This window comes from Acinetobacter sp. YH12100 (genome assembly GCF_013419135.1).
Taxonomy (GTDB): domain Bacteria; phylum Pseudomonadota; class Gammaproteobacteria; order Pseudomonadales; family Moraxellaceae; genus Acinetobacter; species Acinetobacter pseudolwoffii.
In genome coordinates, this window is the sequence record NZ_VPAQ01000009.1 from 106,471 (window position 1) to 131,921 (window position 25,451).

Annotated in this window: 26 protein-coding genes; 17 read left to right on the forward strand and 9 right to left on the reverse strand. The window is 42.1% G+C overall.

All coding sequences use genetic code 11. From position 1 onward, the window contains the following. Positions 1–161 precede the first annotated feature (161 nt). The 3 genes from FTU40_RS08100 to FTU40_RS08110 are packed head-to-tail and all read left to right on the forward strand — an operon-like array spanning position 162 to position 6,004. Complete coding sequence (locus FTU40_RS08100) at positions 162–2,963, forward strand: type VI secretion system Vgr family protein (protein ID WP_180040455.1); 2,802 nt, start codon at positions 162–164, stop codon at positions 2,961–2,963. A 15-nt stretch (positions 2,964–2,978) separates the two neighbouring features. Beyond that, the gene (locus tag FTU40_RS08105; RefSeq protein ID WP_180040457.1) at positions 2,979–5,111 is read left to right on the forward strand and encodes a LysM peptidoglycan-binding domain-containing protein; all 2,133 of its coding nucleotides are present in this window, start codon (positions 2,979–2,981) and stop codon (positions 5,109–5,111) included. Between the two features lie 8 nt (positions 5,112–5,119). Continuing rightward, a complete protein-coding gene (locus FTU40_RS08110) occupies positions 5,120–6,004 on the forward strand; it encodes a hypothetical protein (RefSeq protein WP_180040459.1) in 885 nt (294 codons plus the stop codon). A 47-nt stretch (positions 6,005–6,051) separates the two neighbouring features. Here the strand turns inward: FTU40_RS08110 and FTU40_RS08115 are convergent, their stop codons facing one another. Then, positions 6,052–6,972: a Dyp-type peroxidase gene (locus FTU40_RS08115; protein WP_100329703.1), complete on the reverse strand. Its 921-nt coding sequence runs from the start codon at positions 6,970–6,972 to the stop codon at positions 6,052–6,054. Between the two features lie 161 nt (positions 6,973–7,133). Between FTU40_RS08115 and FTU40_RS08120 the strand changes: the two genes are divergently transcribed. Further along, complete coding sequence (locus tag FTU40_RS08120; protein ID WP_180000265.1) at positions 7,134–7,754, forward strand: LysE family transporter; 621 nt, start codon at positions 7,134–7,136, stop codon at positions 7,752–7,754. 91 nt (positions 7,755–7,845) lie between these two features. After that, positions 7,846–8,100 carry a hypothetical protein gene (locus tag FTU40_RS08125; RefSeq protein WP_180000267.1) on the forward strand — a complete coding sequence of 85 codons (255 nt, stop codon included), beginning with the start codon at positions 7,846–7,848 and terminating at the stop codon, positions 8,098–8,100. On the opposite strand, the gene FTU40_RS08130 is transcribed toward FTU40_RS08125, so the two are convergent. The 4 genes from FTU40_RS08130 to FTU40_RS08145 are packed head-to-tail and all read right to left on the reverse strand — an operon-like array spanning position 8,083 to position 10,634. Continuing rightward, positions 8,083–8,565: a DUF523 domain-containing protein gene (locus FTU40_RS08130; protein WP_180001339.1), complete on the reverse strand. Its 483-nt coding sequence runs from the start codon at positions 8,563–8,565 to the stop codon at positions 8,083–8,085. The two genes, FTU40_RS08125 and FTU40_RS08130, sit on opposite strands and share 18 nt — an antisense overlap. 3 nt (positions 8,566–8,568) lie before the next feature. Further along, a complete protein-coding gene (gene znuB / locus FTU40_RS08135) occupies positions 8,569–9,369 on the reverse strand; it encodes a zinc ABC transporter permease subunit ZnuB (protein WP_100329705.1) in 801 nt (266 codons plus the stop codon). A gap of 3 nt (positions 9,370–9,372) precedes the next feature. Continuing rightward, a complete protein-coding gene (gene znuC / locus FTU40_RS08140) occupies positions 9,373–10,155 on the reverse strand; it encodes a zinc ABC transporter ATP-binding protein ZnuC (RefSeq protein ID WP_005173813.1) in 783 nt (260 codons plus the stop codon). Beyond that, on the reverse strand, positions 10,137–10,634 hold the full coding sequence (locus tag FTU40_RS08145) for a transcriptional repressor (RefSeq protein ID WP_005173814.1): 498 nt from the start codon (positions 10,632–10,634) through the stop codon (positions 10,137–10,139). Before FTU40_RS08145 ends, znuC begins: the two co-directional genes overlap by 19 nt. A gap of 146 nt (positions 10,635–10,780) precedes the next feature. Here FTU40_RS08145 and FTU40_RS08150 point away from each other — a divergent pair, with 146 nt between their 5' ends. The 10 genes from FTU40_RS08150 to FTU40_RS08195 all read left to right on the forward strand — a co-directional run bounded on the left by FTU40_RS08150 (position 10,781) and on the right by FTU40_RS08195 (position 18,974). Continuing rightward, positions 10,781–11,617 carry a metal ABC transporter solute-binding protein, Zn/Mn family gene (locus FTU40_RS08150; RefSeq protein ID WP_100329707.1) on the forward strand — a complete coding sequence of 279 codons (837 nt, stop codon included), beginning with the start codon at positions 10,781–10,783 and terminating at the stop codon, positions 11,615–11,617. 174 nt (positions 11,618–11,791) lie between these two features. Then, the gene (locus FTU40_RS08155; protein WP_005173819.1) at positions 11,792–12,184 is read left to right on the forward strand and encodes an ATP synthase subunit I; all 393 of its coding nucleotides are present in this window, start codon (positions 11,792–11,794) and stop codon (positions 12,182–12,184) included. 110 nt (positions 12,185–12,294) lie between these two features. Continuing rightward, positions 12,295–13,170 (forward strand): F0F1 ATP synthase subunit A, encoded by an 876-nt coding sequence (gene atpB / locus FTU40_RS08160; protein ID WP_005094552.1) that lies wholly within the window; start codon positions 12,295–12,297, stop codon positions 13,168–13,170. Positions 13,171–13,255: 85 nt separating this feature from the next. Further along, the gene (gene atpE, locus FTU40_RS08165) at positions 13,256–13,501 is read left to right on the forward strand and encodes a F0F1 ATP synthase subunit C (protein ID WP_000424060.1); all 246 of its coding nucleotides are present in this window, start codon (positions 13,256–13,258) and stop codon (positions 13,499–13,501) included. A gap of 39 nt (positions 13,502–13,540) precedes the next feature. Beyond that, positions 13,541–14,011: a F0F1 ATP synthase subunit B gene (locus FTU40_RS08170; RefSeq protein WP_005173825.1), complete on the forward strand. Its 471-nt coding sequence runs from the start codon at positions 13,541–13,543 to the stop codon at positions 14,009–14,011. Between the two features lie 12 nt (positions 14,012–14,023). Continuing rightward, positions 14,024–14,560, forward strand: a complete 537-nt coding sequence (locus tag FTU40_RS08175) for a F0F1 ATP synthase subunit delta (protein ID WP_005173826.1) — start codon at positions 14,024–14,026, stop codon at positions 14,558–14,560. A gap of 43 nt (positions 14,561–14,603) precedes the next feature. Beyond that, a complete protein-coding gene (gene atpA, locus FTU40_RS08180; RefSeq protein ID WP_180040461.1) occupies positions 14,604–16,148 on the forward strand; it encodes a F0F1 ATP synthase subunit alpha in 1,545 nt (514 codons plus the stop codon). Between the two features lie 88 nt (positions 16,149–16,236). Further along, positions 16,237–17,106, forward strand: a complete 870-nt coding sequence (gene atpG / locus FTU40_RS08185) for a F0F1 ATP synthase subunit gamma (protein WP_004280996.1) — start codon at positions 16,237–16,239, stop codon at positions 17,104–17,106. Between the two features lie 26 nt (positions 17,107–17,132). Beyond that, positions 17,133–18,527 carry a F0F1 ATP synthase subunit beta gene (atpD, locus tag FTU40_RS08190; RefSeq protein WP_004280997.1) on the forward strand — a complete coding sequence of 465 codons (1,395 nt, stop codon included), beginning with the start codon at positions 17,133–17,135 and terminating at the stop codon, positions 18,525–18,527. 27 nt (positions 18,528–18,554) lie between these two features. Next, positions 18,555–18,974 carry a F0F1 ATP synthase subunit epsilon gene (locus FTU40_RS08195; RefSeq protein ID WP_005094544.1) on the forward strand — a complete coding sequence of 140 codons (420 nt, stop codon included), beginning with the start codon at positions 18,555–18,557 and terminating at the stop codon, positions 18,972–18,974. 240 nt (positions 18,975–19,214) lie between these two features. Here the strand turns inward: FTU40_RS08195 and FTU40_RS08200 are convergent, their stop codons facing one another. After that, positions 19,215–19,664 carry a hypothetical protein gene (locus FTU40_RS08200; protein WP_252766850.1) on the reverse strand — a complete coding sequence of 150 codons (450 nt, stop codon included), beginning with the start codon at positions 19,662–19,664 and terminating at the stop codon, positions 19,215–19,217. A gap of 362 nt (positions 19,665–20,026) precedes the next feature. Between FTU40_RS08200 and FTU40_RS08205 the strand changes: the two genes are divergently transcribed. Beyond that, positions 20,027–21,403, forward strand: coding sequence for an NAD-dependent succinate-semialdehyde dehydrogenase (locus FTU40_RS08205; RefSeq protein ID WP_180040463.1), 1,377 nt, complete (start codon positions 20,027–20,029; stop codon positions 21,401–21,403). Positions 21,404–21,431: 28 nt separating this feature from the next. On the opposite strand, the gene FTU40_RS08210 is transcribed toward FTU40_RS08205, so the two are convergent. The 3 genes from FTU40_RS08210 to FTU40_RS08220 all read right to left on the reverse strand — a co-directional run bounded on the left by FTU40_RS08210 (position 21,432) and on the right by FTU40_RS08220 (position 24,124). Next, on the reverse strand, positions 21,432–22,436 hold the full coding sequence (locus FTU40_RS08210) for a pirin family protein (protein WP_180040465.1): 1,005 nt from the start codon (positions 22,434–22,436) through the stop codon (positions 21,432–21,434). Positions 22,437–22,565: 129 nt separating this feature from the next. Further along, positions 22,566–23,168 carry a hypothetical protein gene (locus FTU40_RS08215; protein ID WP_180040467.1) on the reverse strand — a complete coding sequence of 201 codons (603 nt, stop codon included), beginning with the start codon at positions 23,166–23,168 and terminating at the stop codon, positions 22,566–22,568. Between the two features lie 410 nt (positions 23,169–23,578). Beyond that, positions 23,579–24,124, reverse strand: coding sequence for a glutathione peroxidase (locus FTU40_RS08220; protein ID WP_064096960.1), 546 nt, complete (start codon positions 24,122–24,124; stop codon positions 23,579–23,581). A gap of 190 nt (positions 24,125–24,314) precedes the next feature. Between FTU40_RS08220 and FTU40_RS08225 the strand changes: the two genes are divergently transcribed. After that, positions 24,315–25,211, forward strand: a complete 897-nt coding sequence (locus tag FTU40_RS08225; protein ID WP_100329722.1) for a DMT family transporter — start codon at positions 24,315–24,317, stop codon at positions 25,209–25,211. The last annotated feature ends 240 nt before the right edge of the window (positions 25,212–25,451 follow it).

Genomic DNA, 25,451 nt, shown 5'->3' on the forward strand with positions numbered 1-25,451 from the left:
TTATTTTTACTTCTATTTTTCAGAGATTTATTGAATAGGTGCAATTGAATTACTGAAAATCAAATGCCTAATTATGTGAAATGCACACTGAGCTGGACGAAATGGACAACTTTTCCTAGAATTTGCTCCACAATAATAATGCTTAAAACTATAACTATAAAATGCCAAAACATATTCATCTGCTACTGGAGCAACTTGGGCTGAACCGGCAGCATCGTGTGCTGCATCTGCAGTTTTCACATCTGCTCTTAAATCATCAGGTCCTGATTCAGCGGATTGATGGTCAGCATCAGATTAATCAGGGTCTGCAGGCAGAACTGATCTGCCTTTCTACGCAGGCCAATCTTGCTTTAAAGCAATTTATAGGCTGTCAGGTGGCAGTAGATCAGGTAACAGATCGTGGCGAACTTTTTCGAACCAGTGGCATTATTACCGCAGCCAGTCAGGGACACAGCGACGGTGCCTTGAGCTTGTATAAATTAACTATGCAGGATGCTACTGCACTCTGGCACAAACGCCGTAATAGTCGGGTGTTTATGAATAAGAGCGTACGCGAAATCAGTGAAATATTATTTAGTGAATGGCAAAGCAGAAGTGCATTATTTGCAGCCAGTCTTAGTCTGGACTTGACCGGATTAAATCGGGATTACGATGTACGCCCTTTTGTGATGCAGTCCAATGAGTCGGATTATGATTTTTTAACACGTTTATGGCGTAGTGAAGGAATAAACTGGCTGATTGATGAAAAGCACTCCATTGTTCCGGTGTCTGCTACTGAGATTCAGCCGCAGAACCTGCGTTTAATCGATCATTCTCAAGCCTTTTCAGCTTTAAAACGCCGTTCAATCCGCTTCCATCGCAGTCATGCCACCGAGCAGTTTGATACGCTGACCAGTCTGATTGCCGTACGTCAGCTTAATTCCAACAGTACCCATACCCAGCGCTGGCAAGCGCAGCACCTTGCGCAGGATCAAAGCCAGTCCTTATTAAATACTCATCAGCAAAGTAGCGTGCAGGATACGGCCAGTCTGAATCTTGAAGATGCCTGGAACATTAGTCCGGCCTGGACAGGCGATTTGAATGCCGAGGATCAGGTGACGGCATCTGGTACGGCACAACTGGAACGACTGAATCAGCAGCTCAATCATTATCATGCGCTGCAATCCAAATATTTTAAAGCCAGCAGCAGTGTACGTGATGCTCAGGTCGGGTATTGGTTTGAATTAAAACAGCATGCTGAAATTGATCAGCATCCCGTGCATGAGCGTGAATTTTTGATTTTGGGTAAACGCTTCTATAACCAGAATAATTTACCTAAAGATATTTTATTGCGGCTGGACAGCTTGCTCGGTCAAAGTGATTGGCAAATTTCGGAGGAAGAACGGCAGGGCAATCAGCTGTATATCGTCCGTCGTGACATTCCGGTCGTACCTGAATATCAGCCTTTTGTGCATCGCCCCGTTACAGATCCGCAGCGAGCTCGAGTGGTCGGGCCTGAAGGTGAAACAATCCATGTCGATGCTTGGGGAAGAGTGAAAGTTCGTTTTCTATTTACCCGAAGCGATGACCATCAACATGATGCCGGTGCAGGCAGCAATGACAATGATAGCGATTCGGCCTGGATTGATGTATTAACCCCTTGGGCTGGTGAAGGTTATGGAGTCAGATTGCATCCACGAGTTGGTGAAATGGTGGTGATTGATTTTTTTGAAGGCGATATCGATCGGCCCTTTGTTATGGGACGGATTCACGAAGCAGAACGACATCCAGTGATGTTTGATGCGAAGGGACAGTTACCAGCCACCAGAAAACTCAGTGGAATCCGTTCCCAAGAAGTAGAGGGTGAGGGTTTCAACCAGCTGCGTTTTGATGATACGACGGATCAGATTAGTGCGCAGTTACACAGTAGTCATGGGGCTAGCCAGTTGAATTTAGGACATCTCAGTCATCCTAAAGAAACCGAATCGAGTGAAAGTCGTGGGGAAGGGTTTGAACTAAGGACAGATCAGTGGGGGGCAGTACGAACAGGGCAAGGTTTACTGATTTCGACCTATTCGCAAGATGCTGCAGCAGGTAATCACCTGGATGCTAAGCCTGCCAAGAACCAGATGGAATCAAATCTGAATAACACCAAAGTTCTGAGTGACATGGCAGAAGCTCAGCAGACTGATCCGCTTGAGCTTTTTAATAGCTTAAAACAATTTCTGAATCAACTTGAAACTGAAGATGCGAACAAAGCCACTGCATTTAAACAGGCTGTTATGGTATTAACGGCACCACATTCGATTGCGCTGAGTACAAATGAAAATATTCATTTATCTGCAGACCAGCAGATAAATTACAGTGCAGGGGAAAATATCCATCTATCGACTCAACAGTCTCTGATTGCACATGCGCAGCACAAGATCAGCCTATTTGCTGCCCAGAACGGAGCACGCTTATACGCAGGCAAAGGTAAAATTGAAATACAGGCCCAAGATGATGCCATCGAAGCAATTGCACGGAAGGTGATTAAGCTGATTTCAACTGAAGACAAGATTGAGATCACCAGTCCGAAAGAGATCCTGCTAACCGCAGGAGGATCTCAAATAAAGATTAATAGCAGTGGAGTATGTATCACAACTGGTGGGAAGTTTGAATGTAAGGCGGGGCAGCATAGCTTCGTTGCTGGAGCCAAAGTTGCTTATAAGCTGCCTCAGCTTCCAAATAACGCTTTATGTAGCAATAGGCTAGATGCATATAATCTATTTTGGCAATCTGATTTCAGCTCAATAAGCTATAAGGCTTTTATTCCTGATACGAATTCGTATATTTCAGGCCAGCTGGATAGACATGGCCGCACTGGCAAAATTGCTACAACAGACCCCTCTAAAGTTGAAGTATTGGTGGGTTTCGATGGGGACTGGGGGTTAAGTGTCCAAGGCTACAACATAGATGATTTAATAGAGCATCATAATAAATAGGATATAAAAATAAAAATGACGAATAAGTCTTTAGTTACAGTACAAATTTTAGATTTGCTAGGTAATCCCATCCCTAAAGTTCAATATGAGGTTAAAAACAGTAAAACAGGCCAGCATGTGGTACGGGGGGCTACTAACTCCAAAGGATGTCTGTATGAAATACAAAGAGATAAAGGAACAGTCTTAGATGTATACGTCAAAAACTTTTTTGGCGGCAGTATGAAAAAAGTTCAGACATTTAAAATGTCTAAAGACCGTATGTTGGTTAAAGTGATTAGTCCAAAAATTCTTTTAGATTTAAAGACTATAGAGAATGAAGGAAGCAACGGAGATTATAAGCGCAAAACGCATATAGTTAAAAAGGGTGAAAACTTATTTTCTATTGCGCAGCAGTATCATACGACAATCCGGGTGTTGGAAAGACTGAATGGAATAAAAGACCCTAATATAATCAGCATTGGGCAAGTAATTAAGTTACCAGTTAACGTACCGGAAACAGGGAATAATACAAGCAGTGATAGAAAGCTAAACCCTCAAAAAATCGATTCTCAAAATAATAAACTTCAATCATTTGAAGAGTACCAAAAGAAAGCATTAGAACAACTTAATGAATGGTATGAGGAAGGGAAGAAAGCACTTTCAGATGTGGTGAAAATTGATATGAAAGAGAAACGCAGTCAGGATGGTGGAACACCGAAAATGGAGACTTCTAATTTATGTAAAACCAATCCTCAATGTATATCTCAAGGTAAAAGTGAACTCATTAGAGAAGTTAATATTAGGTTGGCGGGCTTCGGAGGTGCGTTGCCTACTGATGAATTTACTCCCTTAACAGTTGAATGTATTAAGCAGTTTCAGCGGGACTATATGGGAGTTTCTGAAACTGGGAAAATATGTGGAACATTACTAGCTGCATTAGATAAGTTCTATTATGATTATCCAATTGCAGATTTTATGAAGAAAGCAACGTGTCCATGTGGTCAGTGTAAAGGATATGGAAACAATAGAAGAGGGTTTAGTTCCGGGGTTAGTACAGCGAATGAATATCCAGGTTTGCATCGTTCACTGATCTGGATTTTAAAAAGTTTAAATTTTTATCTCAAAAATGAATTTAAGTCTAGACAGCTTGAAGTAGCGTATATTGAGTCAGGGTATCGATGTATATTTGATAACCAAAGAAAAGGACGAACCACCGTAAATCATATGGGATTAGCGCTGGATTTACATATTAAAAAAAATGGAGTAAGAACCCGAGATGTGAGTGACATGGAATTTATTAGAAAAAATATTATGATTGTTAAGATGAAGGCTAGTGAAGAAAGGATCACTAATAGAATATATTTGGAACCTACAAAATTTAAAAGTGGAGCTAAAGGGGCAGATACTTGGATTCATTTTGATATAACAAGATTCTCAAATAATTATATTGATGACCAATATTTTAAAAAAAGTATTTTGGAGTTAAATGGTCAGGTTCTAGCTGCTATTGTGCAATCATCAAATTCAATGTCCCTGTTAAATTGTTCTGGATTGAAAATAGATGCTTCCATAATTCTAAAGGTATCGGATCAGACAATTGATGACTTAGTGGTTGAGCTAGGCAATGCAATCGCTAGTGGTGAAGGTAGTTATGAAGCTTGGAATGCTGGAGCTCCAGAAGGAAAAAGGGTCAAATTTGGTAAAATGAATGATTTACCCGGAACGATTACAGGTAAAACTATTAATCAACTTTTAAATGCTGCAAAAAATTATACATGGGAAGATAAAAGAAGAAGATTTGCAACAGGAAAATATCAAACAATTCCTTCAACTTTAAATGCAGCTAAAGCCAGACTAACTTTAACTGGAAATGAATTGTATGATGCAGCGATGCAAGAAAAAGTTTTTAAAGAACATCTTTTGAGGGGACGTTCTTCTATCTATAACTTAATTACTATAGGAAGCAGTACAGTAGATCAGGCTATGATAGATGCCTCCAAAGAGTGGGCATCAATAGCCCTGCCGAAAGGATATAAAAATAAATATGGTATTCTCTCTGAGGGAAATATTGGATATCATGAATCCGGTACTAATAAAGCAAATAAAAATTCTACAGAAAAAGTTAAAAATATATTTGAAAAAATCAAAAGCTACCATTCACAAAAATGAGTATTAAAATGAAATTATTACAATTAATAGGGTTATTTTTTTTAATTTTATTACTCTCAAACTGCAGCTATTCTAAAGAAAATGATAATGAAAAATTAATTAGTCGAGATAATATCTCAATATGTAAATTTGAAAATGAAAATATTGATTTTTGCTCAAAAGAAAAAATATTAATTTATAATAAAAATATTAAAGGTATTGCTAATTTTTCAAAAGATAAAATATTCTTAACTTTAAATCATAAGCGAAATGTAGGTAAGGGTGAAGAAAGAATTGTTAAGATAATGGTGATATTAGATCCAAGTGAAAAAACTGTAACTCCAGTTCCTCAAGTAGTGGGAAATTTTGTAGATTCAAGGTTGAAAGAGATTAGTAATGAGCCTGCTAAAATTGAATACAGTAAAAATAATAATAAATTTTGTTTATCGGGAACAACTTATTTTTTAAAAGATAATAATATTAATGTTGAAAATGAATGTTATAAATTTGAAAATGGTAAAGTGTTTAAAGTTAAGAATATTCAAGGGATAAATATAAATAAATTTTCAAATCTACCTTATTATTCAGATCTTCATGTTAAATGTATAAATAACTTTAATAAAGTGGAATGTAAGGATATGAAGTTATTTCCACCAAATGAAATAATAAAAATTTATAGTTTTATCAATCGTCAAGATGGGGAAAGTGTTTTTTTAAGAAGTGATAAAAAATATTTTTTAATTGTCTCTCCTTTTGCTGATGAAGAAGGTAATTTTTTAAGGATCATGCAAGTTGAAAGTGATCGTTTAATTGCAGAAAAGTATTTTTATATTGAGAGAAATATAGAAATAGATAGTGATTTAAAAATAAAATATTTTGAAGGAAGTAATAGAAAAGAATTTATTTTCAAGTAGTGATAGCTTTTTTTAAGGTTAAAGCCGACTTCCGTCGGCTTCTTAAATTACCCTTCCAAAACTTCTTCCAACAACTCTTCACTCGGTGCAAAGTAATATGCTCCATCTAGTGGAGTGACGAAGTGTAGCAAGCGATCATGGATCCCATCGCCAGACGTACCAAACATACGCTCTAACATTGCATCAATAATAGTTAAATCTTTGGTATAGGCAATGAAGAATAGACCTTGGTCACCACGGCCATCACCATAAGGCAAGGAATGACGGAGAATCTCCATTTCTTCGCCTTCTTCATCTTCCACTACAGTACGTGCAACGTGAGCATTTGCCGGTTTAACCTCATCCTCCAGTTCAATCGATTCCAGTTTGGTACGACCCATCACTTGCTCTTGAGTATCGACTTTCAGCTTTTTCCACTTTTCCAGATCATGCGCATAACGCTGGGCAAAAATAAATGAACCATCTTGGAAAATGCCCGTATCTTCACCGAGTAATGCCACCTCAGCACGATCATCTGGGAATTGCGGATTTTCAGTGCCATCAATAAAGCCTGTCACATCACGGCCATCAAAATAGCGGAAGCAGACACGTTCATCCAGAACTTCAACCTGATCCTGAATCCCTTCAAAAAAAGCCTGACTTAAAGCAAAACAGATATCCGCCCGTGCACTGGCAATATGAATCAGAATATCTGCCGGAACAACCGGCATTGCAAATGAACCCTGAATCGGTTCAAGCTGTTTGAAACCCGCAGGGCTTTGTGAATAAAGTCTTGACCAAAGCTCAGGACCAAAAGCGACAGCTGTTTTAATTTGTGCTTGAGGATGTTGCGTAATCAGACGATCACGAGAAGTAAAAAGATGTTCTAATTTTTCTTTGAGTGCTTCAATATTTAAGTCTTTAAGACGCAATACAATAAAGCGAGCATGATCTGAGGGGAGGGGCAAGATTACCGATTGGGCTGTCATTCATGGCTCCTGTAATGATAAATCCTGTTTTTCAATGCACATATTGTGCCTGAAGCTCTGCAGAGTGAACAGTGCAGCGCCTTATATTTAAGCAATTTTTTAGCCTGAATCTATTGGATAAGTCCTATAATATTGTGCAAGTTTTCCAGAGTTGAATGTTCATGTCCTACCAAATGTGGTTTGCCTATATGCTGGCCTGTTGGGTGATTAGTGTTTCACCCGGTGCAGGGGCAATTGCCTCGATGTCGAGTGGGCTGAATTATGGTTTTCGACATGGCTACTGGAATGCATTGGGTCTGCAACTGGCATTACTGGTGCAGATTGCAGTGGTGGCAGCCGGAGTGGGGGTGCTGTTTGCGACCACGCCATGGGCATTTTTGGTGGTGAAATGGTTTGGTGTGGGCTATTTATTATATTTGGCTATTTTACAGTGGAAAGCGCCACTACAATCCATCGAAATTAAACATGAATTGGCACGTAAATCTGCGGGAAAACTGATTTTATATGGTTTTTTGGTGAATATGAGTAATCCCAAAGCCATTGTGTTTTTACTGGCTGTATTGCCACAATTTCTGGATTTATCCAAACCACAATGGATTCAGTATGTGATTATGGCGCTGACCATGATCACGATTGATCTGATTGTGATGGCGGGCTACACGGGGCTTGCTGCAAAAGTTTTACGATTGCTCAAGTCACCAAAACAACAGAAAATTATGAACCGTAGTTTTGCAGTGCTGTTTGCTTGTGCTGCGAGCTTATTAAGCTTGGTACATCAATAACAGTATGGAATACATTTTTAAGTCTATTAATTGATTTTTAAGCATATTTCATCTGGTTTGATCGTATGAAAACAACAATAGGCGAAGCAGCATGTCAACGCCATTATGGATTTTGATCTATGTCTTACACTGCATTTTAACCAAGTGGATTATTTCGTGGGGCGGGGCAGCATATATTAGAGGCTGGAAAACATGGTTTGTGTTTAACACATCTCAATCTGAAGAATGGACGAAAGATCAGGTAATTATGATGGCGTGGTTCTTTTGGATTGCATTCACGATTTTATTTTTGATTGGGCTGTTTAATCCTGAATTTCGCTTTTATAAATTAAAGAATAGTCTGTGATAATTGCGCCAAGAATTCATGTTCAGTCATCACAACAATGCTATGCTGTTTAAAGAGTGCAGCGGTAACACCATCACCCTGAATTTTATGTCCTGAAAATGATCCGTTATAAATCAAATCACTACCACAAGAGGGACTGTGGGCTTTAAGAATTGCATGTGTGGCGTGAAAGTCTTGCGCAACTTTTAAAGCGAGATATGCACCTTGTATAAAAGCTTGAGAAACATCATTGCCTAGAATATCTATAACTAAAGATTTTTGCGCAAGTACATCTAAGCCTGAACCATTTTGAATTTCGGCAGGTGGACGTGGAATCGGTAGTCCACCTGAGATTTCAGGACACAGACTGATATATTGATTTGGAACTAAAGATTCGAGCACTTCTTTGACAAGGCAATCCTTGCCATCGTAACGAACTTTTTGACCGAGCAAACAGGCACTCACAAAGTAGCGTTTAGTCCCCATGTCCTAGCTCAGCTTTTTAAATTTTTGAAAGATAAACATCATTGCAAATAACACTGCCATGGTCAGCACAATGGTCAGCCCAGTTGAAGTATTAAGGCCTGCGCTCGACCAGAGGCCTACTGTCACACCAATCTGTGCAATCACGAATGCCCAGATCACCATTTGGCGTGGAGAGTTTGCCAAAAGGCGAGCAGTCAGAGCAGGAATAACCAACAATGCACCCATCAATAGGGAACCGACTGCACGTAAAGCCAGTACGGTAAATAGTGCCAATAGCAACATAAAGATCAGGCGTTGCCATTTGGCATTTACCCCTTCACTGACCGCCATATCCGGATCAATCGCGATCTGAATCTGGGCTTGCCAGCTTTTATATAAAACACCTAAGGCCAGAATGATCACAATGGCAAACGTGGGCAAGTCCGTCCAGGAAATGGTCAGTAGATCACCGAATAAATAGCTGAGCAGTTCAGGTCTTAAACTTGGTAAATGTTGAATAAACAATAAACCCGAGCAAAGTAAGGTCGCTGAACACAGTGCAAGCAGGGCATCATTGGGGAGGCGGGGATCATGTAGCACCCACAGAATGGCAACCAGCAATAATGCCAAGAAGGTCACGCCCATCCACAGCGGTAGACTTAAGGCGCCTGCAATCGCAACACCTAGTAAAGTACCATGTGCCATAGTATCAGCAAAAAACGACATACGACGCCACAGCATCAAGCAGCCTAGCGGTGCCGTCAGAAACACCAGTAGCGTGCCCATAATCCATGCAGGTAAAAGGAGTTGTAACCAATCCATCATGGTCTAAGCTTCCGGCTCGGGGTGAATATGAGGGCGCGTATCATGCTGACACGGCGTAGCAGAATCGCCATGCGCACAATGATCATGATGATGCTGATAAAACACCCGGTTGGTGCCAAAGATTGCCTGATATTCTGGATGCTGCTGTACGCTTTCCGGCAGACCGCTACAACAAATATGCTTATTTAGACACACCACCCGAGTCGTACCTTGCATCACCCATTGCAGGTCATGTGACACCATTAATACGGCACAGCCATATTTTTCCGGCAAGTTACGCACATATTCATACAGTTCAGCTTCGGATTGAATGTCCAGACCTTGCATCGGTTCATCCAGTACCAGAATATCGGGTTGGCGTAATAAGGCCCGTGCCAAGAGCACCCGCTGACGCTCACCGCCTGAGAGTTGCTGAACTTTGGAATCTTGCAGTTTACTAATGCCAGTATCGCGAATAATTTCAGTTTTGATTTTGGATGGACATTTTTCCAGCGCCAGTAAATCTTTGACCCGCAGCGGCAAGCTATGCGATGGATTGAATTTTTGCGGCACATAAGAGAATTTCAGTTTACGTGCAGTTTTGATCTCACCGGATTGCGGTTTTAAAATGCCGAGCATAACTTTAATTAAAGTCGACTTGCCTGCACCATTCGGGCCAATCAGCGTGACAATCTCTTTTTCTTGCAATGAAAAATCAATGGCTTTTAAAATATCACGCTCATCAATCTTGACCCAGATCTGGGAGAGCTGAATCAGGGGGGAGGCACTTAGGCTTTGTTGCGACACTGCTGACAGATTCCTGAAATTTCAATAATGCTGTGATGTGCGCTAAAGTCATCCGAGCTTGCAAGTGCATCAAGTTGGTCAAGCAGACCTTGCGCTGATGCTTCTGTCACCGCTTTACATTCGGTACAGATTAAAAAAGCCGCCTGATGCCCTTCACGTGGATGGCAACAAGGAATATAGGCATTGATCGAGGTCAGGCGGTGAATCAGCCCTTTACCCAATAAAAAATCCAAGGTTCGGTATACCGTAGGTGGCGCCGCAGGACGGTCACTGGCATTTTTCATTTGTGCCAGTAAATCATAAGCCCCCATCGGGCCAGTCGCATTTAAAATGAGTTCCAGCACTTCTTTACGCAAAGGGGTAAGGCGTGCGCCTGTTGCTGCACAAAGACTTTCCGCTTCAGCAAGACGTTGTGCGACATTGGGATGGTCGTGTACGCCGTGCAATGCGTTGTGGTGTTCGTGCGAACAAGAACCCATAGTTCACCTCAAGTGCGAAACTGAAAATTAATAGATTTCAAATCTTAACATGAAGCGTTCAGAGTTTCGATTGGGCATAGGTATTTTTGTATTTTTGTTATATTATAACACTTACTAATTTTCTCGTTTTTAAGTGATTTCTACTCATGTTCCGTCTCCTTGCAATGGGTCTTTTGGCTTTGTTCAGCACACTCAGTTGGTCACAAAGTCTGGTGGTCTCGACTCAGCCGATCTATCTGATTGCCAAGAAAATTACCCAGGGCGTGGAACAGCCGACTTTATTACTGGCCAATCAGAGCGGACATGATGTCAGTCTGACCCCGGCACATCGTAAAATCATTCAGGATGCCGGTCTGGTGATCTGGTTGGGTCAGGCGCATGAAGCACCGCTGGCCAAAGTGCTGAATGATAGTCATAAAGGTATCGCTATTTTGGAATCCGGTATTTTGACCACATTGCCGATGCGTAACCCGCGTGGTGAGGCCTTAAAAAATACGGTAGATACGCATGTCTGGCTCGATCCAAACAATGCCGTAAGGATTGGCTTCTTTATTGCGGCGCTGCGTTCGCAACAATTGCCGGAGAACCGTGAACTGTACTGGAAAAATGCACGCGACTTTGCGCAAAGCATGTTTGCGACGGCCCAGCGTTATAGTTCCAGCACTAAAGCCAAAGCTTACTGGTCGTATCATGATGCCTATCAATATCTGGAACGTCCCTTGAATCTGAAGTTCATGGGCGCACTGACCGATGATCCACATGTCTCGCCAACTGTGGCACAAATCAAGTTCTTACAGGATCATCGCCCACAGCCTAAAATGTGCCTTCTGGCCGAAGGTCATGCCAGTGAAAATCAGTACCGAAAACTCAAACCGGTGGTGTTTCAGCATGTCGATGAAAGCATGAGCGGGGCAGGGGACTTTGTGCAAGCCTGGCAGCAATTAGCAGCAGAAACCCAGAAGTGCGTATTAAATGCGCGCTAATGATTTAAAAAATAGACAGATTTTGATTAGTTTAACAGCATTGCCCCGATTTAAAAAAACACGACTAAGGTCGGGAAAAGATTGCATGTTCAGGGGTGTAACTCTATAATGCCTGCGATTAAAAATAATCACCTGTTAAACTTGTCAAGCATGATTGCTGTGAGTGAATAAATAATGAGCCGAACTAGTCGCTTGATTGACCGACGATTAGCGAAAGCTTTGGTCCTCCTGCAAGCCTGTATGATCCCTGTTTCAGCCTTGATCGGCTGGGTCGTGAAAGACTCAACCGCAGCCCTGAGTGCAGCATTAGGTGCGCTCGTTTGTTGGCTTGCGACTTGTTATTTTTCGTGGCAATCGTTTCGAGCAGCAGGAGCCCGCGCGTCTAAACAAGTTCTTTCGAACATGTATAAAGGCTTAATGGGAAAGTTTGCAATTGTGATTGTTGGTTTCATTTTAATTTTAAGCAATGTCGAACCGTTGTCAGCGGTGGCGTTGTTTTGTGGTTTTATACTTGTTCAAGCCATGTCGTGGGTCGCTCCGTTTTGGGCGTCACGTCTACAAAAATGAGTATAGACACAACAAGAAATTGAAAAGTTTTTCAGGAGCAGGCGAGATATCAAGCAGCACGCGATATTCGTTTGTTCTATTAGTTTTTTGACATTGACCAGGTGTGATTTATGGCTGCTGAAGAACATGCCCTTACTTCGACCGAGTATATCAAGCATCACTTGACCAACATGACCTATGGCAAAATGCCAGATGGTACATGGAAATTGGCCGAGAGCGGTGCTGAAGCTCAACAGATGGGGTTCACTGCTATTCACTTGGATTCAATGGGTTGGTCTATCGGACTGGGTCTGATTTTCTGTTTGTTATTCTGGTTGGTTGCGAAAGCGGCTAATGCTGGTGTTCCTACCAAGTTCCAGTCTGCAATTGAAATGATTATCGAGTTTGTAGATTCAAGTGTACGTGATACCTTCCACGGGAAGTCTCGATTAATTGCACCCTTAGCTTTAACCATTTTCGTGTGGATTTTCCTCATGAACTTGATGGATTTGATCCCTGTTGACTTTATTCCTTATGTAGCTCAACACGCGATTGCTTCTATGCTGGGTGTAGACCCTCATCAGGTTTACTTTAAAATTGTTCCGACTACAGATCCAAACGTTACCCTCGGTATGTCTATTTCTGTATTCTTCTTGATCATTTTTTATAGTATTCGTGAGAAAGGTGTTGGCGGCTTCGTTGGTGAGTTAGCACTTAACCCATTTAACCCAAGTAACCCAGTTGCTAAAGTGCTTTTGATTCCATTCAACTTATTGTTGGAATTGACCACTTTCTTGGCGCGACCAGTTTCATTGGCTCTACGACTGTTCGGTAACATGTATGCGGGTGAGTTAATCTTCATTCTTATCGCGTTATTACCGTTCTGGATCCAGTGGGCGTTGTCTGTGCCTTGGGCGATTTTCCACATTTTGATTATTACGCTACAAGCATTCATTTTCATGATGTTGACTATCGTGTACATGAGTATGGCAAGCGAAAAGCATTAATGGTATTGCCTAACTGTCAACGGATGGTTGGGCACACAATTTTTTAACTTAATTTGGTATAAAACCTAACCTCTGAGGAATTATCATGGAACTCACTTTAGGTCTAGTTGCAATTGCATCTGCTATCTTGATCGCTTTCGGTGCTTTAGGTACTGCGATTGGTTTTGGTCTTCTAGGCGGCCGTTTCCTTGAAGCTGTTGCTCGTCAACCAGAATTGGCTCCGCAACTTCAAACTCGTATGTTCTTAATCGCAGGTCTTCTTGATGCTGTGCCTATGATCGGTGTTGGTATTGGCTTGTTCTTCATCTTCGCTAATCCATTTGTAGGTTAATCAGCTTAATTCCGAAATTCACTATTTGAGGAATTTGCAATGAATATCAACCTCACATTGTTTGGCCAAGCGATTGCGTTTGCGATTTTTGTCGCGTTCTGCATGAAGTTTGTATGGCCACCACTAATCAATGCGATTAGTGAACGTCAGCGTCGTATCGCTGATGGCTTAAATGCTGCTGAAAAAGCGAAAGCTGACCTTGCAGATGCGCAAGCACAAGTGAAAGCTGAACTGGACACGGCAAAAGCACAAGCGGCTCAATTGATCGAACAAGCGAACCGTCGTGCAGCACAGTTGGTAGAAGAAGCGCGTACTCAAGCATCTGCTGAAGGTGAGCGTATTCGTCAACAAGCGAAAGAAGCTGTTGATACCGAAATCAATTCTGCTCGCGAAGAATTGCGTCAACAAGTGGCTGCTCTTGCAGTGACTGGTGCTGAGAAAATTCTTAGCCAGCAAGTTGATGCAGAAGCTCACAATGCCATGCTGACTCAGCTGGCTGCTAAACTTTAAGAGAGGCAGATTATGGCTGAACTCTTGACGTTAGCACGCCCTTATGCAAAAGCAGCATTTGCTTACGCTTCTGAGCAGGGTGCAACTGACTCTTGGTCAACTGCACTTGAATTGCTCAGTGCTGCGGTGCAAGACGAAGCATTTTCAGCTTATCTAAATCGCCCGGAGCTTACACCTGCTGAGCAGGTGTCTCTTTTTGCCAAAGTTTTAGGTGAAGACCAAACTGCAGCAGTGTCTAACTTCCTGACATTGCTTGCTGAAAACAACCGTTTGACGCTTCTTCCTGAAATTGCTGCAGAATATGAACAGCTCAAATCACAGAATAATAATACTGTGGATGTTGTGATTGAATCAGCATTCCCATTAACTTCTGTTCAGGAACAATTACTGACGCATGCATTAGAGAAGAAATTCGAAGCTGCAGTAAGTGTTTCTGTAGAAGTGAAACCAGAGCTTATTGCTGGTGTAGTTATTCGTGCAGGCGACCAAGTGATAGATGATTCTGCGCTTAACAAGCTTGAGAAAATGCGTACTCGTCTTCTTGCTTAAGAAATAAGAAGACTGAACTTTAAAAAGATTGAGGTATAGCGCAATGCAACAACTGAATCCATCCGAGATCAGTGCGCTCATTAAACAGCGTATCGGCGATCTGGACACCAGCGCAACCGCTAAGAACGAAGGGACCATTGTTATGGTTTCCGACGGTATTGTGCGTATTCACGGCCTTGCTGATGCAATGTACGGTGAAATGATCGAATTCGACGGCGGCCTTTATGGTATGGCACTGAACCTAGAACAGGATTCAGTGGGCGTCGTTGTTTTAGGTAACTACTTAAGCCTTCAAGAAGGTCAAAAAGCGCGTTGCACAGGTCGTGTATTAGAAGTTCCGGTTGGTCCAGAACTTTTAGGCCGTGTAGTCGATGCTTTGGGTAACCCGATTGATGGTAAAGGCCCGATCGATGCTAAATTAACTGATGCTGTTGAAAAAGTAGCACCAGGCGTAATTTGGCGTCAGTCAGTGGATCAACCTGTACAAACTGGTTATAAATCAGTAGATACAATGATCCCTGTAGGCCGTGGTCAGCGTGAGTTGATCATTGGTGACCGTCAAACTGGTAAAACAGCAATGGCGATCGACGCGATCATCGCTCAGAAAAACTCTGGCATTAAATGTGTATACGTAGCAATTGGTCAAAAACAATCGACTATCGCTAACGTAGTACGCAAGCTGGAAGAAACTGGTGCTATGGCGTACACCACTGTTGTCGCAGCAGGTGCATCTGATCCAGCAGCAATGCTGTATTTGGCTCCGTACTCTGGCTGTACAATGGGTGAATACTACCGTGACCGTGGTGAAGATGCGTTAATCATTTATGATGACTTGTCTAAGCAAGCTGTTGCGTATCGTCAAATTTCATTGCTTTTACGCCGTCCACCAGGTCGTGAAGCTTATCCAGGTGACGTGTTCTATCTACACTCGCGTCTACTTGAACGTGCTTCTCGTGTATCTGCTGACTACGTTGAGAAATTCACTAACGGTGAAGTTAAAGGCCAAACTGGTTCATTAACTGCATTGCCGATTATTGAAACTCAAGCGGGTGACGTATCTGCATTCGTACCAACCAACGTAATTTCGATTACTGATGGTCAGATCTTCCTTGAAACATCATTATTCAACGCAGGTATTCGTCCTGCTGTGAACGCGGGTATCTCTGTATCTCGTGTTGGTGGTTCAGCGCAAACCAAGATCATCAAGAAATTGTCTGGTGGTATCCGTACTGCTTTGGCGCAATACCGTGAATTGGCAGCATTTGCTCAGTTCGCTTCTGATCTTGACGAAGCAACTCGTAAGCAACTTGAACATGGTCAACGTGTAACTGAATTAATGAAGCAAAAACAATATGCTCCATATTCAATTGCTGACCAAGCTGTTTCAATTTATGCATCTAACGAAGGTTATATGACTGACGTTGAAGTGAAGAAAATCGTAGACTTTGATGCTGCGTTGATTTCTTACTTCCGTTCAGAACATGCTGTGTTAATGCAACAAATCGATGCCTCTGGTGATTACAACAAAGACATCGAAGCTGCAATCAAAGCAGGTATTGAAAGCTTTAAAGCGACTCAAACTTACTAATTTAGCAACTTGCTAGATTAGTATTGGTTTGGTTCACGGAATCAACCTTCGGAAGCTCGCAAGGGCTTTCGAATACTAGGTTAAGCGTATGGCAAATTTAAAAGAAATTCGCGCCAAAGTAGCTAGTATCAAGAGCACGCAGAAGATTACTCGAGCGATGCAAATGGTAGCAGCTTCTAAGATGCGTCGTGCGCAAGAGCGCATGGCTCAAGGCCGTCCGTATGCCGAAAATATGCACCGTGTAATTGCTCATTTGGTCCAAGCGAACCCTGAATACAAACATCGTTATATGGTTGAACGCCCGGTTAAGCGCGTTGGCTATATCATTGTGTCTTCAGATCGTGGCCTTGCTGGTGGTTTGAACATTAACCTGTTCAAGAAAGTGGTAAAACACGTTCAACAGCAACAAGAGCAGTCAATTGAAGTTCAATTTGCTTTAATTGGTCAAAAAGCGGTTTCGTTTTTTAAAAACTACGGCGGTAAAGTGCTTGGGGCGACGACGCAAGTCGGTGATACTCCGAGTCTTGAGCAGTTATCTGGTTCTGTACAGGTGATGTTGGATGCTTATGATAAAGGCGAGTTAGATCGTATTTATCTAGTGTCAAACGGCTTTGTCAATGCCATGACTCAAAATCAAAAGATCGAACAACTTGTTCCTTTGGCTGCTGCTGAAGAAGACAAGACTCTTAACCGTCAATACGGTTGGGATTATATCTACGAGCCTGAAGCTGAAGAGCTTTTAAATGGCTTGTTGGTTCGCTATATCGAGTCTGTGGTGTATCAAGGTGTGATTGAAAACATCGCATGTGAGCAGTCTGCACGTATGGTCGCTATGAAAGCAGCGACAGACAACGCAGGCGAGATCATTAAGAGCCTGCAACTTATTTATAACAAGCTGCGTCAAGCCGCGATTACTCAGGAAATTTCTGAGATCGTTGGTGGTGCCGCTGCCGTTTAACATTATTTTGAATTGAGGAGACAGCAATGAATAGCGGTCGTATCATTCAGATCATCGGCGCGGTTATCGACGTCGAGTTTGAACGCAACAGCGTTCCTAAGATCTATGACGCTCTCCAAGTAGATGGTACTGAAACTACTTTAGAAGTTCAGCAACAGCTTGGTGATGGCGTAGTTCGTACTATTGCAATGGGTTCTACTGAAGGCCTTAAGCGTGGTTTGAACGTAGTTAACACTGGTGCGCCGATTTCTGTACCTGTAGGTACAGCGACTCTAGGCCGTATCATGGACGTTCTTGGTCGCCCGATCGACGAAGCTGGTCCTGTTGCGACTGAAGCGCGTTTACCAATTCACCGCTCTGCACCTTCTTATGCAGAACAAGCAGCTTCTACTGACCTTTTAGAAACTGGTATTAAAGTCATCGACTTGCTATGCCCGTTCGCTAAAGGTGGTAAAGTTGGTCTGTTCGGTGGTGCCGGTGTTGGTAAAACTGTAAACATGATGGAATTGATCAACAACATCGCGAAAGCTCACTCAGGTTTATCTGTGTTTGCTGGTGTTGGTGAGCGTACTCGTGAAGGTAATGACTTCTATCACGAAATGAAAGATTCTAACGTTCTAGACAAAGTAGCAATGGTCTACGGTCAGATGAACGAGCCACCAGGTAACCGTTTACGCGTAGCGTTGACTGGTCTTACTATGGCTGAATATTTCCGTGACGAGAAAGACGAAAACGGTAAAGGCCGTGACGTACTATTGTTCGTAGATAACATCTATCGTTATACACTAGCGGGTACTGAAGTATCAGCACTTCTAGGTCGTATGCCATCTGCTGTAGGTTACCAGCCTACACTTGCAGAAGAGATGGGTGTTCTTCAAGAACGTATTACATCGACTAAGTCTGGTTCTATTACGTCAATCCAGGCGGTATACGTACCTGCCGATGACTTGACAGATCCATCGCCTGCTACAACGTTTGCTCACTTGGACGCAACTGTTGTATTGAGCCGTGATATCGCATCTTCTGGTATTTACCCAGCGATCGATCCACTAGACTCAACTTCACGCCAATTAGATCCGTTAGTTGTTGGTCAAGAGCATTATGAAATTGCACGTTCTGTACAGAACGTATTGCAACGTTATAAAGAGCTTAAAGACATCATCGCGATTCTTGGTATGGACGAGCTTGCTGAAGAAGATAAACTGGTTGTTTACCGTGCGCGTAAAATCCAGCGTTTCTTCTCTCAACCGTTCCACGTAGCTGAAGTATTTACTGGTGCTCCTGGTAAATTAGTATCTCTTAAAGAAACGATTCGTGGCTTTAAAGGTCTTCTAGCTGGTGAATACGATCACATCCCAGAACAAGCGTTCTACATGGTTGGTGGTATTGACGAAGTGATTGCTAAAGCCGAGAAACTTTAATTAGCGACTCTAATTTAGGAGATTCTCATGGCGACTATGCAATGTGATGTTGTAAGTGTTCAGGAGTCTTTGTACTCAGGCACTGTAACGATGCTAATTGCAAAAGGTGCTGGCGGTGAGTTGGGTATTATGCCTGGCCATGCTCCGCTGGTAACTTTGCTCCAACCTGGCGCGATCCGCGTTATTTTGGAAAACGGTACAGAAGAGTTGATCTATGTATCTGGTGGTGTTCTAGAAGTTCAACCGCATGTTGTTACGGTTCTTGCAGATACTGCAATCCGTGCCGACAACTTGGATGAAGCGGCAATTATTGAAGCGCGTAAACACGCTGAACAATTGCTTGCCAATCAAAAGAGCGATTTGGATTCTGCTGCTGCATTGGCTGCTCTTGCAGAAACTGCTGCACAGTTGGAAACGATCCGCAAAATCAAAAACCGCGCTCAATAAGAGACGGTTTGAGATTGAAAAAGCCACCCGAAAGGGTGGTTTTTTTTGGTTCATAGGTTCTTATCATGTTTGTTTTTATATATGTGTTCATAAAAAAAGATTAAGTCTTTTTCTCTGCCATAATTATTGCCAGAACCAAATGTAGCTACTACGTACAAAAAACCAAACTTTTCTAATTCAGATGCTGAAAAGTTACATTCATTATTCTTAAGGTGGTAATCCTTCTTGGATTTGTTCATTTCAAATGATAAGTAGGCTTTTTATAACCCTTCTAATAAAAACGATGTAAATTGAGGAATAATATGAGCATATCTTAAAAAAAGTTTCACGATTTATTTCTTTTGCATCATATAAAAGAGCTAAACGAGCGAGCATTTTAGATTGATGTATTAAATAGGCTTTATCTAAAGCATTGAGTAATTCACCACCTATTTCTAAGTTATTTTGATCCTTGAAGATTTTCAGTAATGTTCCTGATGCTAACTTTTCACCCTCTTTTATAAATTCCAGGATATTTTTCAGTTTTTGCTTTTCGTTATAGTTCCTAAAAACTTGATAAATAGCTAAACCTGATGATGCTATTGGAAAAGCTTTTAAAATTTCTTGAAAAATAGTATCAGTCGTTTCTAAAACTGTATTATCAAAATAGTTTTCTGCTGTTTGAATGATATTAGATTTTATTTGACTCATGATAAATTTTCTTTTTTCAAATATATAGATAATGTACTACACACCTGAAAATTTGAAATTTATATTTTTTAACATCACCTTAAAACAGCTGATTTAGATTATTTGTTTTAGCTTAGAATTTTTGCAAGTATTGATCTTGAGAGTGTTAGTTTTACATTTCCGATTCTTAAATAAATTTCATTTTGTACCACTCGATATAACTTTTACCTGCTCTCAGTAATGTTTTGAACCAATCTGTAAGCAGACACACGCGATAAAAAAATCAGTGATAAGTTAAATAATTCGAATAGATACACGCTTGTTATAACTTGATGCAATTGGGTTTTGAACAGGCAAAACTTATAATTGAAAAAGGGAAAATCATGGCTTATCAATCTATTAATCCATTTACCAATCAAAAATTGAAAGACTACCCATCCCATAACGATCAAGATATTCAAAATGCCCTCGATACTGCAGAACAAATCCTAAAGTCAGACTGGTCACAACAGGTCGATACCCGTATTGAAGTACTGCGAAAATTAGCCAGCAGTATGCGAGAGCAAAAGTCTGAACTGGCTAAGCTCATGACGCTGGATATGGGGAAACTGATCAAGCAGGGTGAAGGTGAAATCGAAACCTGTGCCAAAATCGCCGAATACTATGCTGATCATGCCAAAGAATTTTTAGCGCCCGTGTCCTATGAAACGGAACTGGGTGAGGCCTGGGTTGAGCATCATCCATTGGGTATTATCATGGCGGTAGAACCGTGGAATTTCCCATTTTATCAACTGATGCGGGTATTTGCACCGAACTGTGCCATTGGTAATCCGGTTCTGGCAAAACATGCCGGCATTGTGCCGCAATGTGCTGAAGCCTTTGAGCAACTGGTCTTGGATGCAGGCGCACCCAAAGGTGTCTGGACCAATCTGTTTATCAGCAGTGATCAGGTCGCTGAAGTAATTGCAGACAAGCGTGTGCGTGGTGTGGCACTCACAGGTTCAGAAGGTGCGGGCAGTGCAGTCGCTGAACAGGCGGGCAAACATCTTAAAAAATCAACGCTGGAACTGGGCGGTAATGATGTATTTATCGTACTCGATGATGCCGATCTGGAACGCGCAATTAAATTAGGCTGTCAGGCGCGAGTCAATAATGCCGGCCAAGTCTGTACGGCGGCGAAACGATTTATCCTGCATGAAAAAATTGCCGAACAGTTTAAAGCTGGCATGCTCAAAGCCTTTGAGCAATTGAAACTCGGTGATCCGCTTGATCCGGAAACCACGCTAGGGCCGCTGTCTTCCAAAGATGCCTTGGAAAAGCTCACCAAACAAGTCGAAAAAGCCGTAGCGCAAGGTGCGACTGTGGTGACGGGTGCTAAAGCCGTAGAACATCAAGGCAATTTCTATGCACCGACCATTCTGGAAAATATCACGCGTGAAAATGAAGCTTGGTATGAAGAATTCTTTGGTCCGGTGGCGCAAATTTATGTCGCAAAAGATGATGATGAAATTGTCGAAATTGCCAATGATTCTAATTATGGTCTGGGCGGCGTGATCCATGCGCAAGATATTGAGCGCGCTAAACAACTGGCGTCACGGGTGGAAACCGGCATGATCTGGATCAACTGGTTTACCGATACCACGCCGGAATTACCATTTGGCGGGATGAAGAACTCCGGTTATGGCCATGAACTTTCGATTGATGGTTTCAAAGAATTTGTGCAAAAGAAACTGGTCGTGGTCAAAAGCCCGAAGAAATAAGAGATTGATTGAACAAAGAAGCCACTATTCAGTGGCTTCTTTGTTCTGGATATTCTTCGCGTTGACCACCGTCATAACTGGCAAAACGCGGTTGTTCTCGTGGAAATGATGGTTCAGTGTTTGGCCAAGGCCAAGTACCAAACTGGGTGTCACGATAACGGCGAAAAGCAGCATCCAGTTCCTGCTGAGTATTTAACACAAAGGGCCCACGCATTGCCACAGGCGCACCAATCGGTTCACCTTCTAGCCATAAAATATGTGATTCCAGTAAACCACCTTTGAGATGAATATCCTGATCTGGTTTGAGTTCTACCAGATGCCTGACCTGTATTTTCTGTCCTTCCAGCTCCAGGCTTTTGCCTTGGTAGAAATAACAAAAACGCGTCGCGCTCGCAGTACTTGCTGGAATAATGAGTTCAGCCTCAGGCGCAAGTGTGATCATATAAATATTGACCCTGTTTTCAGCAGGTGCTGCCCAAGAATGGGGTGGACGATCCAGTGCTTTGGTGTCTTTAAACTGCCCTGAAATGACCCGAATATCCGCTTTAGGTCCGGCTGCATTAGCTGAAAATACATGCGGAATCTGTTCACGCCACAACATTTTATAATCGGCCGGCTGTTTTTTCTGTTCCGGTGAGGAATTCAGCCAGATTTGAAACAGCTCCAGAGGATTATCCTGATCTTGATGAACTAAGGGAAACATTTCGCAGTGCTGTACCCCATTGCCGGTGGTCAGCCATTGCACATCACCTGCGGCATAACGTCCCGAGTTTCCGAGCGAGTCAAAATGGTCGACATAACCGCGCTCGACAATGGTAATGGTTTCAAAACCGGTATGCGGATGCTCCGGAAAGCCGGGAATTTGCTCGCCATAATACATGTCATATTCATGCTGATACGGCGGTGTAACTGGCCCTAATTGGGCATTGCCTTGTGGATAATGATCCTGATGGTGAACAGTAAAAATAAAGGGATCTTTCAGGTCAAGTCGGGATTCGACCGGAACAACAGAATACAGCACTGAATTCGACATGATTGAACTCCTGATTATTTTATTAGATATAAGCTTTTAATTTAAATTAGTTTTTATAATAAATCACAGTGTAAAGCAGATAAGGCGATTGAGGAAGATGCTTTCCGATCTATCGCCTTAGATGAAGGTTTAGGTATTTTCCTGTTCAGTCGTACTGTCTGATTTTTGCTCTGGATTCTGGATCAGCAGCCCCGCCAGTTTGATCATTTCAGCTTGCACATTGACCATCTGCGATTCAATTTTTTTCAGGTCGATCTGGCTTAAATCCATGTCACCATTCAACAGCGGTGAGGCCAAGACTTGCTGATTGGCACTCATGATATTGCTGCGGATCTGGTCAATTTCCTGACTTTTTAAGTTCAGGTTGCCGAGTACCTGATTAAAGCTGTTGAGTTGCTGTTGTAACTGGGTTGCGGTGGACTGCAGTTGCTGAGTATCCTTGGCTTCTACTGCACTTTGTAGCTCAGTCTGAGTCTGCTTCAACTGTTCCACATAACTGCCTGCTTTCAGCTGTAAGTCAGCCACATCACGAACCATATAAAACATATTGCCCGATCTAAGCTCAGTTGGTGCGGTAGCGCCAGTTTGCGGCTGGCTGGCAGTGTCAAGATCGGAACTACGAGTTTCCGCTTGCTCAGTGGGTGCTTCAACTGCCTGTTCACAGCCCATCAGTAAAATTCCCGAGCTAAATAATGCGAAAGGAAGGACAGTATTGGCAAGAATTTTGGACATAGAATCAGGGTCTCGATACAGGTGATAGAATTTGGATAGTATTTAATATAAGGACAAACTATGGAGATAAAAAAGATTGTTGCAAACTCATAACAATTCTTCTGGATTTTAAATAATTAGCCAGATAGAAGTGAGAAAAATCTAATAAAAATGAATAAGTAAATATTTTATTTTAAGCGGGGCGGCTCGTTTGGCCGGCGATTAACTTGAAGACTTTATTGTGTGGAATTTCATTCGACTATTATTTTCCTGCCTCCTAAGCAATTGCTGAGTGTGCACGGATTTGGTTGAGTCTTTACAAATGTAGGTGAATATCAACTTAGTGAAATAAGAGTTTTAAATAGAAATAAGTACCCATTATGAAAACAGATACTTATTTTAATCTTAATACTTATTGAGAGAGTAGAGCATTATTTTGCAAGTTCTGCATTCACCGCATCTACAATCCGTGGATCATCTGCAGTAATGTCTGGTGCAAAACGTGCCACCACTTCGCCGTTTTTATTGATCAGGAACTTTTCAAAGTTCCAGAGTACTTCCGGTGGCTGGTTAGGGGTCAGGCCATAATCGACCAGATCTTTCCACCAAGGCCCCTCGCCGATACGTTCCGGTACAGCCTGCGTAAGAGTGGTATATAAAGGATGCTTGTCTTCGCCCGCCACAGAGATTTTTGCGAATAACGGAAAGTCGACTTTATAATTCACCGAACAGAATTCCTGAATCTCGGCTTCACTGCCTGGTTCCTGCTCCAAAAAGTTGTTGGCAGGAAAGCCCAGAATTTCCAGACCTTCAGCTTTTTTGTCATCATACAGTTTTTGTAAACCTTCATATTGCGGCGTCAGGCCACATTTAGAAGCGACGTTGACCACCAGCAAAACCTTACCCTGGTACTGGTTTAAAGTGGTTTCTGTTCCGTCAATGGTTTTGACTGGAATGTCATATACAGAGCGAGTCATTAGATTTCCTGTTTATTGCGACTGAATCGGTATTTGTTTTAACGGGTATTCAGATTTAGTACAAGTACAAACAGGTGAGCTGATTTACTTAAGGCAGTAAAATGGCTGCAATATTATGTGAAAAATCTATTATGCTATGGTGCGAATAGGAATAGCTTAATCACAAGACCAGCGACTCATGGATGACAGTATGACACAACAACAAAAAGCAGTCTGGTGGGCTATGGCCTTACCACTGGCCGCAGTTTTGATTTGGTCTCTGAATATGACGGTTACCCGTTATGTGGCGGATTATATTTCTCCCATCAGTATCAGTTTTTACCGCTGGGTACTGGCACTGCTGATTTTAAGCCCATTTCTGTTGCCCAAGGTCAAAGCGGCCTGGCCGGAAATTCGACCACATCTTGGACACTTTGCAGTTTTGAGTGCCTTGGGGATGGTGCTGTATCAAGGATTGGCCTATAGCTCTGCACACTTTACCACTGCGACCAATATGGGGCTGATCAATGCCTTTATTCCTATTTTTACCATTATTGTGGGTATTTTTGTCTTAAAAATTCGCCCGACACAGGCTGCGGTACTGGGGAGTCTGCTGTCTTTTATTGGGCTGATGTATGTCATGGCCCAAGGGCAGGGGTTGCATTTCTTGACGGTGGGCGACAGTTATATCGGTGATTTGCTGATGCTGATCGCAGTATTTTTCTATGCCTGCTATGGTGTCTTGCTGAAAAAATGGCAGATTCAGATTTCACTGTTGCTGAGTCTGTATATCCAGATTTTTATGGCCTGTCTCTATCATATTCCATTGGTACTTTACTTCGGTCTGGACAGTATTAATAGCCATAATGCAGCCAGTATTGTTTATGCCGGAATTTTTCCTTCTATTTTAGCCCCGTTTTTTTGGATGATGGCGGTACAGCAACTCGGTCCAAATCGTAGCAGTATTTTTATGAATCTGATGCCGGTTTTTACCGCGATAGTCGCCTATCTCTGGTTAGGTGAAGCCTGGACCATGTATCACAGTATTGGAGGCGGTATCATTTTACTGGGAATTATATGGGCACAATATCAGGGAAGAGCAAAGTGATAAGCTAAGGAACAGTTTATCAAGATATTAATTGTTTAAATATTAAGCAAACAATCAAGGTTTTTTAATTGAAATAGCCTGTTAAATCCCAATTTTTAAATGTGAAAATAAATTAGGACTTACGCATTGACGGATTCAAAAAAGTATTAAAATACTTTATAAAGTATCTGTGATCAGACGAATTAAACATGCTTCTACAGCAACTTGTACATTACCCATTTATATGGGCTTTCTCATGAC

Bases quoted from the DNA above. Each gene is read 5' to 3' on its own strand.
- znuB (WP_100329705.1), bottom strand. From the start codon at position 9,369: ATGATGGATTGGTTACAACTCCTTTTACCTGCATGGATTATGGGCACG.
- atpE (WP_000424060.1), top strand. From the start codon at position 13,256: ATGGAACTCACTTTAGGTCTAGTTGCAATTGCATCTGCTATCTTGATC.
- FTU40_RS08120 (WP_180000265.1), top strand. From the start codon at position 7,134: ATGTCCTACCAAATGTGGTTTGCCTATATGCTGGCCTGTTGGGTGATT.
- FTU40_RS08210 (WP_180040465.1), bottom strand. From the start codon at position 22,436: ATGTCGAATTCAGTGCTGTATTCTGTTGTTCCGGTCGAATCCCGACTT.
- FTU40_RS08175 (WP_005173826.1), top strand. From the start codon at position 14,024: ATGGCTGAACTCTTGACGTTAGCACGCCCTTATGCAAAAGCAGCATTT.
- FTU40_RS08150 (WP_100329707.1), top strand. From the start codon at position 10,781: ATGTTCCGTCTCCTTGCAATGGGTCTTTTGGCTTTGTTCAGCACACTC.
- FTU40_RS08170 (WP_005173825.1), top strand. From the start codon at position 13,541: ATGAATATCAACCTCACATTGTTTGGCCAAGCGATTGCGTTTGCGATT.
- FTU40_RS08205 (WP_180040463.1), top strand. From the start codon at position 20,027: ATGGCTTATCAATCTATTAATCCATTTACCAATCAAAAATTGAAAGAC.
- atpB (WP_005094552.1), top strand. From the start codon at position 12,295: ATGGCTGCTGAAGAACATGCCCTTACTTCGACCGAGTATATCAAGCAT.
- FTU40_RS08200 (WP_252766850.1), bottom strand. From the start codon at position 19,664: ATGAGTCAAATAAAATCTAATATCATTCAAACAGCAGAAAACTATTTT.
- FTU40_RS08155 (WP_005173819.1), top strand. From the start codon at position 11,792: ATGAGCCGAACTAGTCGCTTGATTGACCGACGATTAGCGAAAGCTTTG.
- FTU40_RS08110 (WP_180040459.1), top strand. From the start codon at position 5,120: ATGAAATTATTACAATTAATAGGGTTATTTTTTTTAATTTTATTACTC.
- FTU40_RS08215 (WP_180040467.1), bottom strand. From the start codon at position 23,168: ATGTCCAAAATTCTTGCCAATACTGTCCTTCCTTTCGCATTATTTAGC.
- FTU40_RS08130 (WP_180001339.1), bottom strand. From the start codon at position 8,565: ATGGGGACTAAACGCTACTTTGTGAGTGCCTGTTTGCTCGGTCAAAAA.
- FTU40_RS08195 (WP_005094544.1), top strand. From the start codon at position 18,555: ATGGCGACTATGCAATGTGATGTTGTAAGTGTTCAGGAGTCTTTGTAC.
- atpA (WP_180040461.1), top strand. From the start codon at position 14,604: ATGCAACAACTGAATCCATCCGAGATCAGTGCGCTCATTAAACAGCGT.
- atpD (WP_004280997.1), top strand. From the start codon at position 17,133: ATGAATAGCGGTCGTATCATTCAGATCATCGGCGCGGTTATCGACGTC.
- FTU40_RS08125 (WP_180000267.1), top strand. From the start codon at position 7,846: ATGTCAACGCCATTATGGATTTTGATCTATGTCTTACACTGCATTTTA.
- FTU40_RS08225 (WP_100329722.1), top strand. From the start codon at position 24,315: ATGACACAACAACAAAAAGCAGTCTGGTGGGCTATGGCCTTACCACTG.
- FTU40_RS08220 (WP_064096960.1), bottom strand. From the start codon at position 24,124: ATGACTCGCTCTGTATATGACATTCCAGTCAAAACCATTGACGGAACA.
- FTU40_RS08115 (WP_100329703.1), bottom strand. From the start codon at position 6,972: ATGACAGCCCAATCGGTAATCTTGCCCCTCCCCTCAGATCATGCTCGC.
- FTU40_RS08100 (WP_180040455.1), top strand. From the start codon at position 162: ATGCCAAAACATATTCATCTGCTACTGGAGCAACTTGGGCTGAACCGG.
- FTU40_RS08105 (WP_180040457.1), top strand. From the start codon at position 2,979: ATGACGAATAAGTCTTTAGTTACAGTACAAATTTTAGATTTGCTAGGT.
- atpG (WP_004280996.1), top strand. From the start codon at position 16,237: ATGGCAAATTTAAAAGAAATTCGCGCCAAAGTAGCTAGTATCAAGAGC.
- FTU40_RS08145 (WP_005173814.1), bottom strand. From the start codon at position 10,634: ATGGGTTCTTGTTCGCACGAACACCACAACGCATTGCACGGCGTACAC.